At 63.6% G+C, this 17,099-nt stretch carries 13 protein-coding genes; 4 read left to right on the top strand and 9 right to left on the bottom strand.

All coding sequences use genetic code 11. The features are described 5' to 3' along the window. Positions 1-141: 141 nt before the first annotated feature. The 3 genes from ACI2I1_RS11445 (at position 142) to ACI2I1_RS11435 (ending at position 4,852) form a co-directional block, all read left to right on the top strand. Positions 142-1,809: an alkaline phosphatase D family protein gene (locus ACI2I1_RS11445; RefSeq protein ID WP_404679233.1), complete on the top strand. Its 1,668-nt coding sequence runs from the start codon at positions 142-144 to the stop codon at positions 1,807-1,809. 259 nt (positions 1,810-2,068) lie between these two features. Further along, a complete protein-coding gene (thrS, locus tag ACI2I1_RS11440) occupies positions 2,069-4,099 on the top strand; it encodes a threonine--tRNA ligase (RefSeq protein WP_404679232.1) in 2,031 nt (676 codons plus the stop codon). A 6-nt stretch (positions 4,100-4,105) separates the two neighbouring features. Beyond that, entirely contained in the window at positions 4,106-4,852 is a 747-nt protein-coding gene (locus ACI2I1_RS11435) for a sulfite exporter TauE/SafE family protein (RefSeq protein WP_404679231.1), read from the top strand. On the opposite strand, the gene ACI2I1_RS11430 is transcribed toward ACI2I1_RS11435, so the two are convergent. The 9 genes from ACI2I1_RS11430 to glnE all read right to left on the bottom strand — a co-directional run bounded on the left by ACI2I1_RS11430 (position 4,849) and on the right by glnE (position 15,227). After that, entirely contained in the window at positions 4,849-4,977 is a 129-nt protein-coding gene (locus tag ACI2I1_RS11430; protein ID WP_404679230.1) for a hypothetical protein, read from the bottom strand. The two genes, ACI2I1_RS11435 and ACI2I1_RS11430, sit on opposite strands and share 4 nt — an antisense overlap. A 34-nt stretch (positions 4,978-5,011) precedes the next feature. Continuing rightward, entirely contained in the window at positions 5,012-6,013 is a 1,002-nt protein-coding gene (locus ACI2I1_RS11425) for an agmatine deiminase family protein (RefSeq protein WP_404679229.1), read from the bottom strand. Positions 6,014-6,101: 88 nt separating this feature from the next. Beyond that, positions 6,102-7,814 (bottom strand): flotillin family protein, encoded by a 1,713-nt coding sequence (locus ACI2I1_RS11420; RefSeq protein ID WP_404679652.1) that lies wholly within the window; start codon positions 7,812-7,814, stop codon positions 6,102-6,104. A 39-nt stretch (positions 7,815-7,853) separates the two neighbouring features. After that, a complete protein-coding gene (locus ACI2I1_RS11415; RefSeq protein ID WP_404679228.1) occupies positions 7,854-8,495 on the bottom strand; it encodes a YqiJ family protein in 642 nt (213 codons plus the stop codon). A gap of 271 nt (positions 8,496-8,766) precedes the next feature. After that, complete coding sequence (locus ACI2I1_RS11410; protein ID WP_404679227.1) at positions 8,767-10,308, bottom strand: acyl-CoA synthetase; 1,542 nt, start codon at positions 10,306-10,308, stop codon at positions 8,767-8,769. Positions 10,309-10,476: 168 nt separating this feature from the next. After that, complete coding sequence (locus ACI2I1_RS11405) at positions 10,477-11,157, bottom strand: M23 family metallopeptidase (protein WP_404679226.1); 681 nt, start codon at positions 11,155-11,157, stop codon at positions 10,477-10,479. Between the two features lie 145 nt (positions 11,158-11,302). Next, positions 11,303-12,091 (bottom strand): ferritin-like domain-containing protein, encoded by a 789-nt coding sequence (locus ACI2I1_RS11400; RefSeq protein WP_404679225.1) that lies wholly within the window; start codon positions 12,089-12,091, stop codon positions 11,303-11,305. After that, complete coding sequence (locus ACI2I1_RS11395) at positions 12,088-12,558, bottom strand: peroxiredoxin (RefSeq protein ID WP_404679224.1); 471 nt, start codon at positions 12,556-12,558, stop codon at positions 12,088-12,090. The genes ACI2I1_RS11400 and ACI2I1_RS11395 overlap by 4 nt, the downstream gene beginning before the upstream one ends. Beyond that, on the bottom strand, positions 12,555-15,227 hold the full coding sequence (gene glnE / locus ACI2I1_RS11390; RefSeq protein ID WP_404679223.1) for a bifunctional [glutamate--ammonia ligase]-adenylyl-L-tyrosine phosphorylase/[glutamate--ammonia-ligase] adenylyltransferase: 2,673 nt from the start codon (positions 15,225-15,227) through the stop codon (positions 12,555-12,557). The genes ACI2I1_RS11395 and glnE overlap by 4 nt, the downstream gene beginning before the upstream one ends. Before the next feature lie 115 nt (positions 15,228-15,342). On the opposite strand from glnE, the gene ACI2I1_RS11385 reads away from it, so the two are divergent. After that, on the top strand, positions 15,343-17,049 hold the full coding sequence (locus ACI2I1_RS11385) for a M28 family metallopeptidase (protein ID WP_404679222.1): 1,707 nt from the start codon (positions 15,343-15,345) through the stop codon (positions 17,047-17,049). Positions 17,050-17,099 lie beyond the last annotated feature (50 nt).

The raw sequence follows: 17,099 nt of genomic DNA, 5'->3' as shown, positions 1-17,099 counted from the left end.
TATGTAAAGGGTGTTTGCCATATCGGAATTTGAATGTCAAGCACCCTTTCCATTAAGTAAAGCTCACTCTGGTGTTTTGAAAAATCGCTTGTCACGAAGTTGCCACGCGCTTCGGTCATCCGGCGCGCAAAGGAGATAGCCATGTCGCTCACCGCGCCGCCTGAATCAGCCTGCCTGCCCGCACTCGATCGTCGCACCTTGCTCAAAAGCGGTGTGCTCGGAGCTGGCCTTGCAGCGACGCCTGCCATCGCGCAGACCGGGCGCTCCTCGCAGGGCTTCACCCACGGCGTGGCCAGCGGCGAACCCGGCCGTGATCGCGTGTTGCTCTGGACCCGGTTCGCGGCCGCGCAGGATACGCCTCTTACCTGGCAGGTGCTGGAAGCCGATTCCAACCGCCGGGTCATCGCCGAGGGCGAGGTGAGCGCGTCCCCGGACAACGATTACTGCTGCAAGGCCTGGGCGACCGGTCTGGAGCCAGGCCGCTGGTATTATTTCCGTTTCGTGGCGCCGGACGGAACAATGTCCGATCTCGGCCGGACCCGCACTTTGCCAGAAGGTCGCGCAGCCAGCTGGAAGATGGCCGTGTTCTCCTGCTCCAACATCGGCTTCGGCTGGTTCAATGCCTATGCCCACGCGGCGGAGGCAGGCGATTTCGACTGCGCCTTGCATCTCGGCGATTATTTCTACGAATATCCGGCCGGCAATTATCCTTCTGCGGAACAGACGGCTACCGGGCGCAATGTGCTTCCGCCGAGCGAAACGGTGTCACTGACCGACTATCGCAACCGTTTCGCGATCTATCGCAGCGATCGCGACCTGCAGCGCCTGCACCAGCTTTACCCGATGATCGCCGGCTGGGACGATCATGAAAGCACAAACGATAGCTGGGAAGGCGGCGCGCAGAACCACCAGCCGGAAACCGAAGGGTCATGGTCGGTGCGCAAGGCCGCTTCGATGCGGGCATACCGTGAGTGGATGCCGGTTTCGGACGAGCCATGGGCCGAATACCAGGTGGGCGATCTGGCCACCCTCTACCGCTTGGAAACCCGCCTCACCGCCCGCGCGGAGCAATTCGATTACACCAGCATCCTCAAAGGCAGCGGCTCACCCGAAGACACCGTGGCCCGTCTGGAGGCGTTCCGCGACGGCACCTATCTCGACCCGGCACGAGAAGTGCTCGGCACAAGGCAGCAAGCCTGGTTGGCCGAGGGGCTGAAACGTTCGCGCCGCGAAGGCACGATCTGGCAGGTGCTTGTCCAGCAGGTCCTGATGGGCAAGGTCAGCAGTGCAACATCGCTCAATGACCGGCTTTCCGTCGGCGTGCCCGATTACGTGCTAGAAAGAATTCGCAACAGCGCCTTTGCCAGCGAAGCGGGATTACCGCTCAACATGGATGCATGGGACGGGTATCCGGCGGCGCGTGCAAGGGTGTTCGAAGCCGCGCTCGATGCCGATGCCAATCTTATCAGCCTGGCGGGAGATACACATAATGCCTGGGCGTTCGACCTGGGTCACGGTGGCCAGAAGGTTGGGGTCGAATTCGGCGGCCATTCGGTCACTTCTCCCGGCTTTGAGGGCTATCTCCCGCAGATTGCCCCTGAGGACATCGCCAGGGCTATGGTGGAGCGCAATTCTGAGCTCCAATTTATGGACAGTTCGCAGCGCGGCTATATGGCGGTCGAACTGACCCCCGGTAGCGCGAGCAGCGAATATCGTTTCCTTTCCAGCGTGAAGCAGAAAGGTGCCGGCATGGTCGGGACCAAGCGCATTTCGACCCTTGCCGGCGCGCGCCGCCTCGACACGGCTTGAGGAATCACGCGGCCTCGCTTATCTGCAGGGCCATGATGCAGGCGCGCAGCACCTTCACAACTACCACCACCCCGGCGCTCCGGGGGCGGCTGCTCGCTGCTTAGCGAAGCACCGCCACCCGGTTTCGGGTGGCTGGCGTTTCCTCCCGAAATCGCGAAATTCTCCTGAAACGCCGCTTCAAGCGCGTGGCTTCCTGTGCCATGGGCCTCCTCAAGTCGAGGCCGGACCAGGAAACCCTCGCAACCAGACGGATGAGACGATGACGGAACTTCTTAAGATCAGCCTGCCCGATGGATCGGTGCGCGAAATGGAACCCGGCAGCACGCCCGCCGACGTTGCCGCCGCGATCGGACCGGGCCTCGCCAAAGCCGCCATCGCCGCGCGTGTGGACGGCGAACTGCGCGACATCAACCGGCCCTTTGACGGCGATGCGGAACTCGCGCTGGTCACCACCCGCGACGAAGAGGACGCTCTCGAACTCGCCCGCCACGATTTTGCCCATGTGCTGGCCGAAGCGGTGCAGTCGCTCTTTCCTGGCACGCAGATCACCTTTGGTCCCGCGACGGACGACGGCTTTTATTACGATGTGAAAGCGCCTGCCACACGCGAGCCTTTCTCCATGGACGATCTGCCCGCGATCGAGGAGGAGATGCGCCGGATCATCAAGGCCGACAAGCCGCTGACCCGCGAAGTCTGGTCGCGCCAGCAGCTGATCGAAAAGTGGGAATCCGAAGGCGAGGTCTTCAAGGCCGAATGGGCAAAGGAACTGCCCGAAGGCGAGGAACTGACCGTCTATCGCAGCGGTGAAGACTGGCTGGACATGTGCCGCGGCCCGCATCTTTCAAGCACGGGCAAGCTCGACCCGCAGGCTTTCAAGCTGATGCGCGTTGCCGGGGCATACTGGCGCGGCGACCAGAAGAACGCGCAGCTCACGCGCATCTACGGCACGGGCTGGCTGAACAAGAAGCAGCTGAATGCGCACCTTACCCGGCTGGAAGAAGCCGCGAAGCGCGACCATCGCAAGCTGGGGCGCGAGATGGATCTCTTCCACCTGCAGGAAGAAGCGCATGGCAGCGTCTTCTGGCACCCCAACGGCTATCGCATCTGGCGCGAGCTGGAAGCCTATATGCGCCGCAAGATGGACGGCGCCGGCTATCAGGAAATCAAAACGCCGCAGTTGATGGACGTGCGCCAGTGGGAGCAGTCCGGCCATTGGGGCAAATATGCCGAGAATATGTTCGCCGTGCCCGACATCGTCCCCGAAGTCGACGGACTGGGTGACGATAACGATGGCCAGGGGGCATCGCCCAAGGTCGCCGACGATGCCGATTGGATGGCGATCAAGCCCATGAACTGCCCGGCCCACGTGCTGGTCTTCAAGCAGGGTATCACCTCTTATCGCGACCTGCCGATCCGGCTGGGCGAAATGGGCTGCTGTCACCGCAATGAACCGCACGGCGCGCTCCACGGGCTGATGCGCGTTCGCCAGTTCACGCAGGACGATGCGCATATCTTCTGCACGGAGAAGCAGGTGGTCGAAGAGGTTCGCGCCTTCTGCCGGCTGGCCGATGCCGTCTACAAGGACTTCGGCTTCACCTATGAGGTCAAGCTGGCGCTGCGCCCAGAGAAACGGTTCGGAAGCGAGGCCGACTGGGACAAGGCCGAGCAGGAATTGCGCGATGCCGTCGCCGAGGCGGGCATGGCGAACGAGGACTACGGCTGGGAAGAATTGCCCGGAGAAGGTGCTTTCTACGCGCCCAAGCTCGAATGGCATCTGACCGACGCCATCGGCCGCACCTGGCAGGTCGGCACGATTCAGGGCGACCGCGTCCTGCCCGACCGCCTCGATGCAAGCTATATCGGCGAAGATGGCGAGAAACATCGCCCGGTCATGCTGCACCGCGCGATCTTCGGATCGTACGAGCGCTTTATCGGCATCCTCATCGAGCACTTCGCCGGTCGTCTGCCTGTCTGGCTCGCTCCGACGCAGGCGGTGGTCGCGACGATCGTGTCCGACGCGGACGATTACGCGAGGGACGCGGTCGCCAAGCTCGAAGCGGCCGGCATTCGCGTGGAAAGCGATCTCCGTAACGAAAAGATCAATTACAAGGTGCGCGAACATTCCGTCGCCAAGGTTCCGCACCTGCTGGTGGTCGGCAATCGCGAAGCCGAAGAAGGCACTGTCGCGGTTCGCACGCTCGGCCAGCAGCACCAGAAGGTGATGAGTCTTGATGAGGCGATTGCCATGCTGAAGACAGAGGCGACGCCGCCGGATTTGCGCGAAGGCTAGGCCACCATGGATCTTCTGGCGGGCTACGGCCCAGCGGCGATCGCCGCCGCGCTGCTCGCAGCTTTCGGCTCCGCTTTCGTGCGGGGGCTGACGGGGTTCGGCATGGCCATCCTGCTCGTGCCGATCCTGGCGTTGGCCTTGTCGCCCGTGCATGCGGTGTTGCTCGCCAACTTTCTGTCCGTTTTTATCGGGCTGACCGAGATCAGACGTTTGCTGCGCGGGGCAGAGAAATCTGCCTGGGCCATCATCGCATTGGTGGCGGTCACCACGCCGCTTGGCCTCTACGCGCTGGGTCTCACGACTCCGGCGGTGGCGCGTGTGGTCATCGCCTTCATCGCCCTGTCGGCATTCGGGGCAGTACTGCTCCCGCGCCGCAAAACCGCTGGCCATCATCCCGCCACTACCGGCGCGGTCGGGGTGATGAGCGGGCTGATGACGGGTTATGCCGGCATGCCGGGGCCCCCAGTCGTGCCCTATTACGTCGGACGCGATATCCCGCGCGAAACGGCCAAGGCCTCGATGATGCTGATCTTCACCTGCGCATCGGGAACAGGGCTTGCGAGCGGAGCAGCGCTGGGCGTGCTCGAAGGATCGCTCGCCCTGCTCGCCTTATTGCTCTTTCCGGCCATACTGATCGGCAATCGGCTGGGAGATCGTGCTTCCGGCAAGATCGAAGACCGCACCTGGCGCGTCTGTGTGGGGCTGGTCCTGGGCGGCGCTGCGGCAGCTGCGCTGTGGAAGGCGTTTGCTTAAAAAGGCAGTACCGGTCCCGCGAGGATAAGCGCGAGACCGCAGCCGCTCACCACGGCAGTGCGCACCACTTCACCCAGCGGGATCGCCGGAACGGTGGAGCGTGCGAGAGCGATAGCTTTTGCCATCCGCCTATTCTCCGCTCAAATTCCTTACGAAAAGTTAACTTTGCGTCGCGCGGGGCATTTGCTGGCTTGCACAATGGAAGCCGCCGCCGCCTGCAAGCACGGCATCGCCGCGCACGCCGACGGTGACGCGATCGGGGACGAGTTCGGCAATGGCCGCCACGCCGTCATCGTCATGTGGGCTGCCGAAGGTCGGGACGACGACGAGATGGCTGGTTATCGCGAAATTGGCGTAGCTTGCCGGCTCGATCCGGTCGCCGCTGGTGACAAGGCCGGGTGAGGGGATTTCTTTGACGGTGACCCCGGCAGCCTCGGCCCGCGCCTTGGCATCGGCATAGATGGCAGCGTTGGGATCGTCTTTCCCGGTAGCGCGCGGCAGGGCAAGCGTGTTGGGGCCGACGAACCGCGCAAGGTTGTCGACATGCCCGTCGGTGTGGTCGTTGATGAGCCCGTCGCCGAGCCACAACACGCGGGTAAAGCCGAGGTCGCGCTTGAGGCGATGTTCGAGATCTTCGCGGGTCAAAACCGGATTGCGGTTGGAATTCAGCAGGCATTGCTCAGTCGTGGCGACAAGGCCCGTGCCATCGCCGTCGATCGCCCCGCCTTCGAGAATCCAGTCGGCGACTTCCAGTGGCAGACCTGAGTCTTCCGCCAGCTCGGCCCCGATAGTCTGGTCGCCTTCCATCAGATATTTCCCGCCCCAGCCGTTGAAGCCGAAGCGCCGCGCCGCGCGATTGCCAGCGCCATCGGTTAGGACCAGCGGCCCGGTATCGCGCAGCCACACATCGCCAAACTCGCGCCGTTCCAGCTTCACTGCGCCGCTGACGAGATCGCGCGCGCGCTGTTCGTTATTCGCATCGCGGACCAGCAGGCGTACTTCCTGTCCGCTTTCGGCCACGGCATTGGCGAAGGCCGCGATCTGCTCCTGCGCGGGCCCAAGCACTTCCGGCCATTCCTCCGCATCGTGCGGGAAGCCGATCCACAGCCATTCCTGCGGTGCCCATTCGGGGGGCATGGTCCATTTGGGCGTTTCGCTCATGGCGCGCGGTTAGGCTGGGGCGGCCCCTTGGCGCAACAAAAAAGGGGACACCGCAGTGCCCCCTTTTCCCGTTAGCGTAACGTTCTGATCAGGCTTCGGCGCTCTCGCCTTCGTCCTTCGCCTTGTCATTGGCCGGAAGGGCTTTGGGCTCTTCCTTGGTGTCCGCAACATCGTCGTGTACATCGAACCCGCCGGTCTGTTCGGCCGGACCCTTGACGAGATTGTTAAGGCTCGAGCCGTCGAGGCCCAGTTCCTTCATCAGCCCGTCCAGCACCGGGGCCTGCGCACGGTAGGCGAGCGCTGCGCTGACCGCGTCGGTGGCAAGGTTGCCCGAGCCTCCGCCCGATCCGCCTGCAGCCGCGGCTGCGCCTTTCCCGCCGCCATTCGTAAGCCCGTCGACCTGGACGATCTTGATGCTTTCGATGGCTTCCATCGGCTTGGCGCTTTCGCGTACCAAGTCCGGCAGGACCTTGAGCAGGGCCAGCTTGGTCTGCAGGCTGATCTGGTCCGAGGACAGGATATTGGCCGCCTCGTTGATTGCCTTCTGACCCGCAGCCTCGACTTCGAAGCGGACGCGCGCGGCTTCTGCCCGCAGCTTCTCGGCCTCCGCCTCGCCCTGCGCTTCCAGCCTTGCAGCCTCGGCGCGGTTCGATGCGGCGTCCTTTTCGGCTTCGGCATCGACGCGGATCTTGATCGCGTCACGCTCGGCCTGCTTCGACGCCTCGATCAGCTCGATGCGCTTCTGACGCTCGGCGATCTCGGTTTCGCGGGCCGTGCCGACCTGCTCCTCCGCGGAGACCGCCTTGGCGCGCGCCTCGTCGGCATCTGCCTTGGCCTGGCTTTCCTCGCGGCTCTTGTTCTGGACCGCGATCTGCTGCTCCTGCCGGGCGATTTCGAGCGCCCGCTGCTGATCGATCCGTGCCTCTTCGACGAGCCGGTCGGCTTCGATCTGCTGCGCATCGACCTGCTTCTTCGCCTCGATCCGCGCTGCGTCGGCCTCGCGGGTCCGCTCGGCCTGCTCGCGCGCAATCTCCGACGACTGGGCCGCGCGGCGCACTTCGACTTCGCGCTCTTGCTCGAGCCGCGCATATTCCTGGTCACGCTTGATCTGGAAGCTCTTCTGATCGGCTTCGAGATTCTTCGTTTCCATCTGCACGCGCGTGTCCTGCTCGATATCGTTGCGCAGTTTCTTGCGCGCTTCGATCTGCTCGGTCAGCTTGGTCAGACCTTCGGCGTCGAAGGCGTTGTTGGCGTTGAAATGCTCGATGCTGGTCTGGTCGAGACCGGTCAGCGAGACCGATTCCAGTTCCAGACCGTTCATCGCGAGATCGTTGGACGACACCTGCTGCACCTTCTGCACGAAATCGGCACGCTGTTCGTGCAACTCGTTCATCGTCATGCCGGCAGCCACGCTGCGCAGCGCGTCGACGAACTTGCCTTCGACGAGGTCCTTCAGCATTTCCGGCTGCATGGTGCGCTGGCCCAAGGTCTGCGCGGCCATGGCGATGGCTTCGCTGTCGGGCTTCACGCGAACGTAGAATTCCGCCTTCACGTCGATCCGCAGGCGGTCGAGCGTGATCAACGCCTCGCCGTCGCGGCGGACGACCGAAAGCACCAGCGTGTTCATGTTGACCGGCATGGTTTCGTGGAAGACCGGCAGCACCAGAGCGCCCCCGTTCATCACGACCTTTTCGCCGCCTACGCCGGTTCGCACGAAGGCGATTTCCTTCGAGGCGCGGCGATACATTTTCAGCAGGAAAGTGATGATGATGACGGCAAGGATCACTCCTCCGCCGATCATCACCAGCGATGTTCCAATTAGACTTTCCATTCTTACCCCCTATTGTTCGATTTGCGTTGGCGACAGGCGGCGCTCGGCGAGCGCGGTCGCATAGAATTGGCTACCCTCGCGGCGGACGAGCAGAACCTCGTCGCCAGCGTGGATTTCCGATGATGCCTCATGCGGTTCGACCATCACGTGATGCGTCTGGCCATGCGCGTCCTTCACTTTTGCGCGTGCGGGCGATCCTGCCCGGGCAACACCGTCAGTGATCTTGGCCCGGCGGCCGATCAGGCTTTCGGTGCTGACCGCAGTAGTGTGGTCCTTCGGCAGGATGCGGCCCAGCGGTCGGGCGAACACACCGGTGACCGGAAGCGCGGCGACGCCCGCTATCACGGCGGCAAGCCAACTGTAGAGCGGGCTGCCGGTAAGGCTTGTCGCCAGTTCTTGCACCGAAAGGCCGATGCCTGCGAACAGGAACAGGAACAGCGCGAGCCAGATCGTGAGCGGGACCCGTCCGATGCCGAGCAGCGTCAGCAGCCCGTCGAACATTCCCGCATCCGGCAATCCGTCGCCATCGGCATCCAGATTGAAGTCGGCATCGCCGAAATCGGCGATCCCGATCAACTGTACCACTGCGAGGATCAGCATGATGACCAGAGCGGCCGCAAACGGCATGTTGTGCGGCTCGAGCAAAGTCATAAAAACCCCCCTTTCTTGGCGCAGGAAGACATGGTCTCCGACTGCTGCCGAAAACCTATCGTCCTACTTTTTTATCCATGTGAATCACTTACCAGAACGACAGCTTCAACCGTAGAAATATGCGACGAACCGAGTTCGATTCTTCCCGCAATATCGCGGGTTTGCGAAGGGTTGGTTAAATGACGCCCGTCTTTTGGCAGGCGCTCTCAATCTGGAACTTCACCTTGATTGATGGCGGCAAATTGCCTTGCCCTGTTGGCAGTTGTCAGGCCTACGACGCGCCTTGGGCGGCCTTGCGTTCATACTCGTCACGCAGCTCGCGCTTGTAGAGCTTGCCATTCGCCTCGCGTGGCAGCTCCGGCCGGAAATCGAACAGTTTCGGCATCTTGATACTGGACAGGCTGGTGGCCAGAAACTCGCGCAGTTCCGCCTCGAGGGCGCCGCCTGCATCGTCCATGTCTTTCGGCTGGACGATGGCGACGACCTTCTCCCCGAATTCGGCGCAGGGCGCGCCGATCACGGCCGCGTCCATCACTTTGTCATGCGTCACCAGCAGGTTCTCGATTTCCTGCGGGTAGATATTCACCCCGCCCGAAATGATCATGTGGCTCTTGCGGTCGGTGAGGTAGAGATAGCCATCCGCATCGATGTGGCCGATATCGCCGAGCGTCATCCAGCCTTGCGGATGCATCGCCTCGGCGGTCTTTTCGGGATCATTGTGATAGCTGGGAATGGTCGCATTCTCGAAGAACAGCAGGCCGTCCTCGCCCGCCGGTAGTTCCTCGCCACCAGGGCCGCAGACATGCAGCGTGCCGTAGATGGCTTTGCCCACGCTGCCGGGATGGGTCAGCCAGTCCTCCGCGTTGATCAGCGTCATCCCGATACCCTCGCTGCCGGCGTAATATTCGTTGATGATCGGGCCCCACCATTCGATCATAGCCTGCTTGATGGGCACCGGGCAGGGCGCTGCGGCATGGAGGGCGCGCTGGTGGCTGGAAAGATCGTGGCCTTCGCGCTCATGCGGTTCCAGCTTGAGCATGCGGACGAAATGGGTCGGGACCCACTGGCTGTCGGTTACCCGGTATTTCTCGATCGCTTCCAGCGCGTGGACCGCATCGAACTTCTCCATCACCACGACAGTCCCGCCGAGCCTTTGCGCGGTGGTGCACCAGCCAAGGGGGGCAGCATGATAGAGCGGCGCGGGTGAAAGATAGACCATGCTACCGTCCGCTGGCATGCCTGCGCCCATGACCGCCAGACCGACCAGCGGATTCACTGCTTCGATATCGTCGGTTGGCGGGGCCGCAGGGCGCACGCCCTTCGGCGCACCTGTCGTCCCGCTGGAATAGAGCATGTATTGCCCCGGCGCCTGATCGGGTATCGGCCGGGCAGGCTGCGCCGCCAGCCTGGCCTCATAATCTTCCTCGCCTTCCCCGCCCACGATCAGCAGGTCGACTCCGGCGCATTGTTCGCGGATGCCCGCAATCACGGGATCGAATTTTCGCGTGGTGACCAGCAGGCCGACTTTGGCATCCTTCATGATGTAGCAGATTTCCGGTGCGGTCAGCCGGGTCGAGATCGGCACCAGCATGGTGCCTGCGCGCTGCGCGCCCCAGACGAGCGGCAGGTAGTGGATGGTGTTTTCCATCAGGACGCCGAAGTGATCGCCGCGCTTAATGCCGTTCGCACGGAGGAGCTGGGCGAAGCGATTGGCATAGGCGTCCATCTCGCCGTAGGGCATCGTCTCCCCGCTCCCCGCCATTATTAGCGCGGGATGATCGGGGCGGGTTTTCGCATGCTGGATCGGGTGCATCGGCGGTCCTCTCTCGTGCCGGCGGTCCTCATTGGCGGAACTCGTCCGGTTGCATTGAGAAACCTACCTTGAGAATTCGCAGGGGCAAGAGAAAAGGGCAAAGCAAAAGGGCGGCCAGGTCATCCCTGCCGCCCTTTTCGATCTGCGCAATACTTGGTGCCGTCCGACTTATTCTTCGTCGTTACCGCCCTGGCCGCCTTCGGTCATTGCAAGCGCGAAGGCCTGCTGTGCCTGCGATTCGACCATATAGGGAACCGGGTTGACGGCCTGCCCGTCGATGCGGACTTCATAATGAAGGTGCGGGCCGGTCGAACGGCCGGTCGAACCGACATATCCGATCACATCGCCCTTGCGCACTCTAGTGCCCTCGGCAACGGCGATGCGCGACATATGGGCATAACGCGTCTGGATGCGGGCACCATGTTCGATCGCGACATAGTTGCCGTAGCTGGAAAACGGTGCGGCCTTGGAGACATAACCGTCCGCCGTTGCATAGATCGGCGTGCCGGTGGTGGCTGCAAGGTCGACGCCCTTGTGACCCATGCGGCGCTTCAGAACCGGGTGGGTACGATCGCCATAATCGCTGGTCATGCGTGCATCATGCAGCGGCATGCGCGACGGGACCGAAACCATCGGCTGGGCCGACATCGTCTGACTGGGATTTTCCCAGCGAGCGAAAAGCTCGGTAAACTCGGCGTCACCTTCGTCGGAAGCGGGCGATGCCACCTTCGATACGTCGATCGCGCCAGTAGCAACCGCGGTGTTCGTGTCAGCCTGCGCAGGGGCAGCGGCGATCGTAAGACCTGCGGCAGCCACGGCGAAAGCAAGCGTTGTGCGCTTGGTGTTCATGCTAAACCCGTCCATCCAGCGCGGGTTGACCCCGCGCCCCTTGTCCTGGATCGGAAAGGGCGTCCCGGCCGCTTTCCGATCTTTTTTCAGTCCCGCCGGAACCCCCCGGCATCTCGTGAGTTTGGTTTTTGCTGGAAAAGGTTAATCAGACAATACCTTCGTAGAAGTCCCGCGATAAACCGGCTGCCGAACGCGCTGAGTCGTTGAATGGTGGCTTCAGACCCCCCGAAAAGTGGATTTTGACCAAATTTCGCCATGATTCCGGCGGGTTTTCGGCGCGCGTGACGCAGATGTTTCGGAAATGCTTGGCGCCGAAAGCGACATGACGAATTTCGTCGTCAAGGATTCGCTGAAGAATTTTCGCCCCGTTTTCATCACCTTGCGCACGGACCCGCTCAAGAGTGGCAGGAGTAACGTCCAGCCCCCTGGCCTCGAGCACCATGGGCACGATGGCGAGCCGGGCCGCGACATCGTGGGCGGTGTCTTTCGCCGCACTCCACAATCCGTCGTGAGCAGGCAACGCTCCGTAGGTGGACCCCAGCGAATCGAGTTTTCGCTCGAGCAGCGCGAAATGCATCGCCTCGTCGGCCGCGACCGAGAGAAAATCCGCAACGAAGCCCTCACCCATCGATTCGCCGAACCGCCCGGCCATGTCCAGCGCGAGGTCGATGGCGACGAATTCGATATGCGCCAGTGAATGCCACAGGGCCAGGCGGCCCTTTTCGGACCCACCCTTGCCCCGGCGGGGCATGTCGCGCGGCAGGCGCAGGTCGAGGTCGGACGGCCATTCGGGCCGATCGGGCATTGGGCAATCGAAACGAAAGGCCAGCTTTCCGGCGCGCCAGTCACGCGCCAGCTTGCGCGTGGCGAAGACTTTCGCCGTCTTGTCGCCCGTCAGCAGAACCTCGCGGATGGCGCGGGAGACAGAGGTCATGCGCCTTGTGCGGCGGCCAGCACCTCTGCTGCGTGATCCTTGACCCGCACCTTCGGCCAGATGCGCAGGATTTTTCCGTCTGCATCGAGGAGGTAGGTCGAGCGGATCATGCCCATATAGGTGCGTCCGTAATTCTTCTTCTCACCCCAGACGCCGAGTTCGTCGGACAGACCCGCTTCCTCTGCATCGGTGGCGAGGTCGACTGTCAGATCGTGCTTGGCGATGAAGTTCTGGTGCTTGCGCGCTGAATCCTTGCTCACGCCCAGCAAATGGGTTCCCGCCTTCTCGAATTCGGATTTGAGCGCGCTGAAATCCCTCGCCTCGGTCGTGCAACCGGGCGTATTGTCCTTGGGGTAGAAAAAGATGACGGTTTTCTTCCCCAGCAGATCGGCCTTGGTCACCGTGCCGCCGTCGGGCGTTTCCATCGTGAATTCGGGAAAGGCATCGCCTTCGGCATATGTCGTCATTGATCAAGCTCCAGTCGTTCGTCGAATAGGTCGTGCCAAACCTGCGCGACCACGCGCCGCTGGTGGGCAAGATGCGCCAGCAGGCCCTCGAAATCGCCGGTTTCGCATAGCCGGGCCAGAATCGCTTGCTGGGCGTCTGCCGGAATATCGAGATCGGGGGCGAGCAGCCGGGTACCGACCAGCAATCGCGTCATCAAGACGTGTGCCGGGACCAGCTTCGCCAGATCGGGAATCTGCGCCAAGGCCTCGTCAACCGCCGGCGTCAGTCCCACCCGGTCGCGCAGCTGCACGAAATGCACGAGGAACTCGATATCCACCAGGCCGCCGCGCAGCAGCTTGGCATCGAGCGGTCCCTTGGCCGGCTTGTGCGCCGCCATTTCGCCGCGCATCTTGAGCAGGTCGTTCTTGAGCGCCGCCGGATCGCGCTGCGCGCTAAGCACCTCGGCGAGAATGGCATCGATCTTTCGGACCGCTGCCTCGCTGCCGGTCAGCGGGCGGGCACGGGTCAGTGCCATGTGCTCCCACGTCCAGGCGTCTTCCATCTGGTAACGCGCGAAACTGTCCAGATTGACCGCCAGCGGCCCTTGCGCGCCCTGCGGCCTCAGCCGCGTATCGACTTCATAGAGCGCGCCTTCGGCTGTCGGGACGGACAGGGCCGCACTCACCCGCTGGGCCAGGCGGTTGAAATAGAGCGTTGCCCCCAGCGGCCGGTCGCCATCGCTTTCGCCATCGTGGCTGCCGGTGAACAGATAGACGATGTCGAGGTCCGACGCATAGGTAAGCGCGCCGCCGCCGAGCCGGCCAAGGCCAAGGACGACGAGTTCGCTGCCCTCGATGCGGCCATGCTTGCGAGCGAACTCTTCCTCCGCCGCCTCCTGCGCGCTCGCGATGGCGGCTTCCGCCACGCGCGAGAGGGCGGCGGCGACATCGAGCGGGTCATGCGCCGCCTCGATCAGCTGGACGCCCAGGGCGAAGCGCTTCTCGCCGGTCACGATCCGGATCCGATCAAGGCGGTCTTCATAGGTATCGCCGCGCTCGGACTGAACCATCTCTCCGATCAGGTCGCTGCGGCTGCCGGACAGGTCGAGCGCGCTGCGATCGATCAGCGCATCGACCAGTTCGGGCCGCCGCGCGATCGCATCGGCCAGCGGCGGGGCCAGCGTCAGGCAATCCGCCAGCAATTGCATCAGCCCCGGCCGCGCTTCCAGCAGGCGGAACAGGTTGATCGCGCTGCTCATGCGCTGCAGCACGCTTTCCCAGCGCGCCACCGCCCGCTCCGGCTCGGGCGACGCGGCGAGCGAGGCCAGCAATCTGGGTCGGATCGCCTCGAATGCCGACAGCGCGGCCGTGCTGCGCAAGGGAGCGTACCGCCCGTCGGTCCAGTCGGTCACGCGCTCGGTCAGTTCCGGAGCGAGCACCGCCTGCGATTGTTCTGCCACGACATGCGGCGTATCGATCGGGACGGAGACTTCATCCTCGGCCAGCAGGGCATCGTAGCGCTGGGCTACCGGCGCGGTGAGGCTGGCGATATGCTCCAGCCATGCCGCCCCGTCCGCATAGCCATCCAGCTGGGCGACATTATCCAGCGCCTCGCCGGCGGGAAGCGTATGGGTCTGCTGGTCGGCCACCATCTGCAGCCGGTGTTCGATGCGCCGCAATCCGTCATAGCTTTCGCCCAGAGCCCGCGCATCGTCGGCGCCGATCCGGCCCGTGGCCGCCAGCGCATCGAGAGCGGCGCGCGTATGCCTTCGCCGCAGCGACGGATCGCGTCCGCCATGCACCAGCTGATGGGTCTGGGCGAAGAATTCGATCTCGCGAATCCCGCCGCGCCCCAGCTTGACATTGTAATCCGGCGCAGGTTCGCGCGGGCCGGACTGCTTGTCGCGAATGCGGTGCGTCAGGCGGCGCACCTCGTCGATCGCCCCGAAGTCGAGGCTGCGGCGCCAGACGAAGGGGCGGATATGGTCGAGAAAGGCTCCGCCCGCCGCGATATCGCCGGCGCAGGCCCGCGCCCGGATGAAGGCGGCCCGCTCCCACGCCAGGGCGCTGCTTTCATAATGCGTGATCGCGGCATCGAGCGGGATGGCCAGCGGGCTGACCTCCGATGCGGGCCTCAGCCGCAAGTCAACGCGGAAGACATAGCCTTCGGCGGTTACCTCGGACAACAGGCGCACCACTTCGCGGGCATAGCGCTGCGCCGCTTCGCCCGGCTCGTCACGCTCTCGCCGCGGCAGGGTCTGCGGATCGTAGAGCAGGATCGGATCGATATCGGACGAATAATTAAGCTCGCCCGCCCCATGCTTGCCCAGCGCGAGGCCGATCATGCCATGCGGCTGCGCATCCGGCACACGCTTGAGGATCGCCGTGTCGATCGCGCGGTGCAGGGCGCGGTCCGCAAAGAGCGATAGCTCGCGCATGACCTTGTCCAATGCGAATGCCCCGGCAAGGTCGCCGACCGCCAGCACCAGCCCCAGCGCGCGCTTTTCCCGCCGCAGCGCAACGCCGACGTCCTCGATACCCTCGCCCGCGTCCTTCGCCAGATGGAGCGCTTCATCGGCCTCGCCTGCAGCCAGCAGGGCGGCAAGGTCTTCATGCTTCTCGAGCCCGCGCGCGAGGAAAGGCGCGTGATCGCGCGCGCGCTTCAGCGCATCGGTCCATCGTGCAGCCATCGCCGTGGCTCTGCCCAAGCCTGCCGCATCGCGCAAGGCAGCAACTTGCGCCCGGGCGTCGCCCGGTGCAGAAGCTGCCGCAACGCAGACACGCAAACGAGAGGTTGCCCCAAGGATGATCCGCAAGTCCATCGCCGCAGCGACGGCGCTTATGCTCGCGGCCTGCAATGCCGCCATCGACGATGAACCGGGTTCGGCGCCCGGTCTCGATATCCCGGAAATCGCGAGTGGCGAAATTTCGGAAGAGACGATGAAAACCGTGACCGAGCGGCTTTCATCGGACGAATTCGAAGGCCGCATGCCGGGGACGGCGGGCGAACGAAAGACGGTCGCTTACCTGATCGAACAGTTCAGGAAGGCGGGGCTTGAACCGGGCAACAACGGCAGCTGGACCCAGAAAGTCCCGTTGGTGGAGATTACCGGCAAGGATTTCGCCCCGCTCACGATTTCGGGAGCGAATGGCGAGCCGATGGAGCTGGCCTATGGCGATGACTGGGTCGGTGTCTCCTACAGGGAAGATGTCCAGACCAGCCTCGAAGACAGCGAACTCGTCTTCGTGGGCTACGGCATCGATGCGCCCGAGAAAGAGTGGAATGATTACGAAGGCGTGGACATGACCGGCAAGACCGCGGTCATCCTCGTCAACGATCCCGACTTCGGTGCGGCCGGCCTCGACGGGCCCTTCGGCGGGAAGGCGATGACCTATTACGGCCGCTGGACCTACAAATATGAAGAGGCTGCCCGTCAGGGCGCAGCCGGCGCGATCATCATTCACGATACCGAACCGGCATCCTATGGCTGGAATGTCGTCGAAAGCAGCTGGTCGGGCCCGCAGGCCTATGCGCAGCGCGGAGACAATGCCCCGCCGCTTACCACTATGAACGGCTGGGTGCAGAACCAGGTCGGCAGGGACATCATCAAGGCGGCGGGCAAGGATTTCGACAAGCTTGCGGCGGCGGCCAAGAAGAAGGGCTTCAAGCCCGTGCCGCTGGGCCTCACCGCTTCGACCAGTTTCCGCAATGACATCCGCACCTTCGAATCGCAGAACGTAATCGGCATCCTGCCGGGCACGGAACGGCCGGACGAATACGTGATGCATACCGCGCATTGGGATCATCTGGGCCGCTGCACGCCTGCCGACGATGGTGACGACATCTGCAATGGCGCGGTCGACAATGCCACCGGCACCGCCGCGCTCGTCGCGCTGGCCGAAGCACAGGCCAAGGCCGGGCCGACCGCGCGCAGCCTGGTGTTCCTGGCCGTGACGGCGGAAGAATCGGGCCTGCTGGGGGCGGATTATTACGCGGCCAATCCGGTCTTCCCGCTCGCCCAGACGGTCGGCGGGATCAATATGGATGCCTTCCTGATTGCCGGGCCAAGCAAGGACGTGACGGTCGTGGGGCCGGGCAAGTCCCAGCTTGACCAGTTCCTGGAGGCCGCGCTCAAGGCCGACGGCCGTGTCGCAACGCCCAATCCCAATCCTGAAGCAGGCTCCTATTACCGCTCCGATCACTTCGCTTTCGCCAAGCGCGGCGTGCCGATGCTTTATGTCGATGGCGGCGAGGACCTGATCGAAGGCGGCACGCAGGCGGGCAGCAAGATCGCGCAGGACTATCGCGACAATCGCTATCACGGGCCGAAAGACGAATACGATCCCAACTGGGACTGGTCGGGCGTGATGGCCGACCTGCAGCTATTCTACCGGCTCGGCCGGATGATGGGCATGAGCACCAGCTGGCCCAATTGGACCGAGGGTGATGAGTTCAAGGCGACGCGCGACGAGGCTTGCGCGGCGCAGGGTGCGGCCTGCGGCGGCGCCTGATCTGATCGGGACCAATAGGAAAAGGACCGGCTCGCATGTGCGGACCGGCC

The organism is Qipengyuania sp. NPDC077563, from assembly GCF_044901345.1.
Taxonomy (GTDB): Bacteria; Pseudomonadota; Alphaproteobacteria; order Sphingomonadales; family Sphingomonadaceae; genus Qipengyuania; species Qipengyuania aestuarii.
The sequence above is the reverse complement of the archived record's forward strand: the minus strand, read 5'-3'. Positions and strand labels throughout refer to the sequence as shown.

Excerpts from the sequence above, each read along its gene's own strand:
- ACI2I1_RS11445 (WP_404679233.1), top strand. The coding sequence starts at position 142 with ATGTCGCTCACCGCGCCGCCTGAATCAGCCTGCCTGCCCGCACTCGAT.
- ACI2I1_RS11405 (WP_404679226.1), bottom strand. The coding sequence starts at position 11,157 with ATGAACACCAAGCGCACAACGCTTGCTTTCGCCGTGGCTGCCGCAGGT.
- ACI2I1_RS11400 (WP_404679225.1), bottom strand. The coding sequence starts at position 12,091 with ATGACCTCTGTCTCCCGCGCCATCCGCGAGGTTCTGCTGACGGGCGAC.
- ACI2I1_RS11435 (WP_404679231.1), top strand. The coding sequence starts at position 4,106 with ATGGATCTTCTGGCGGGCTACGGCCCAGCGGCGATCGCCGCCGCGCTG.
- ACI2I1_RS11395 (WP_404679224.1), bottom strand. The coding sequence starts at position 12,558 with ATGACGACATATGCCGAAGGCGATGCCTTTCCCGAATTCACGATGGAA.
- ACI2I1_RS11430 (WP_404679230.1), bottom strand. The coding sequence starts at position 4,977 with ATGGCAAAAGCTATCGCTCTCGCACGCTCCACCGTTCCGGCGATCCCG.
- glnE (WP_404679223.1), bottom strand. The coding sequence starts at position 15,227 with ATGGCTGCACGATGGACCGATGCGCTGAAGCGCGCGCGCGATCACGCG.
- ACI2I1_RS11425 (WP_404679229.1), bottom strand. The coding sequence starts at position 6,013 with ATGAGCGAAACGCCCAAATGGACCATGCCCCCCGAATGGGCACCGCAG.
- ACI2I1_RS11385 (WP_404679222.1), top strand. The coding sequence starts at position 15,343 with ATGATCCGCAAGTCCATCGCCGCAGCGACGGCGCTTATGCTCGCGGCC.
- ACI2I1_RS11415 (WP_404679228.1), bottom strand. The coding sequence starts at position 8,495 with ATGACTTTGCTCGAGCCGCACAACATGCCGTTTGCGGCCGCTCTGGTC.
- thrS (WP_404679232.1), top strand. The coding sequence starts at position 2,069 with ATGACGGAACTTCTTAAGATCAGCCTGCCCGATGGATCGGTGCGCGAA.
- ACI2I1_RS11410 (WP_404679227.1), bottom strand. The coding sequence starts at position 10,308 with ATGCACCCGATCCAGCATGCGAAAACCCGCCCCGATCATCCCGCGCTA.
- ACI2I1_RS11420 (WP_404679652.1), bottom strand. The coding sequence starts at position 7,814 with ATGATCGGCGGAGGAGTGATCCTTGCCGTCATCATCATCACTTTCCTG.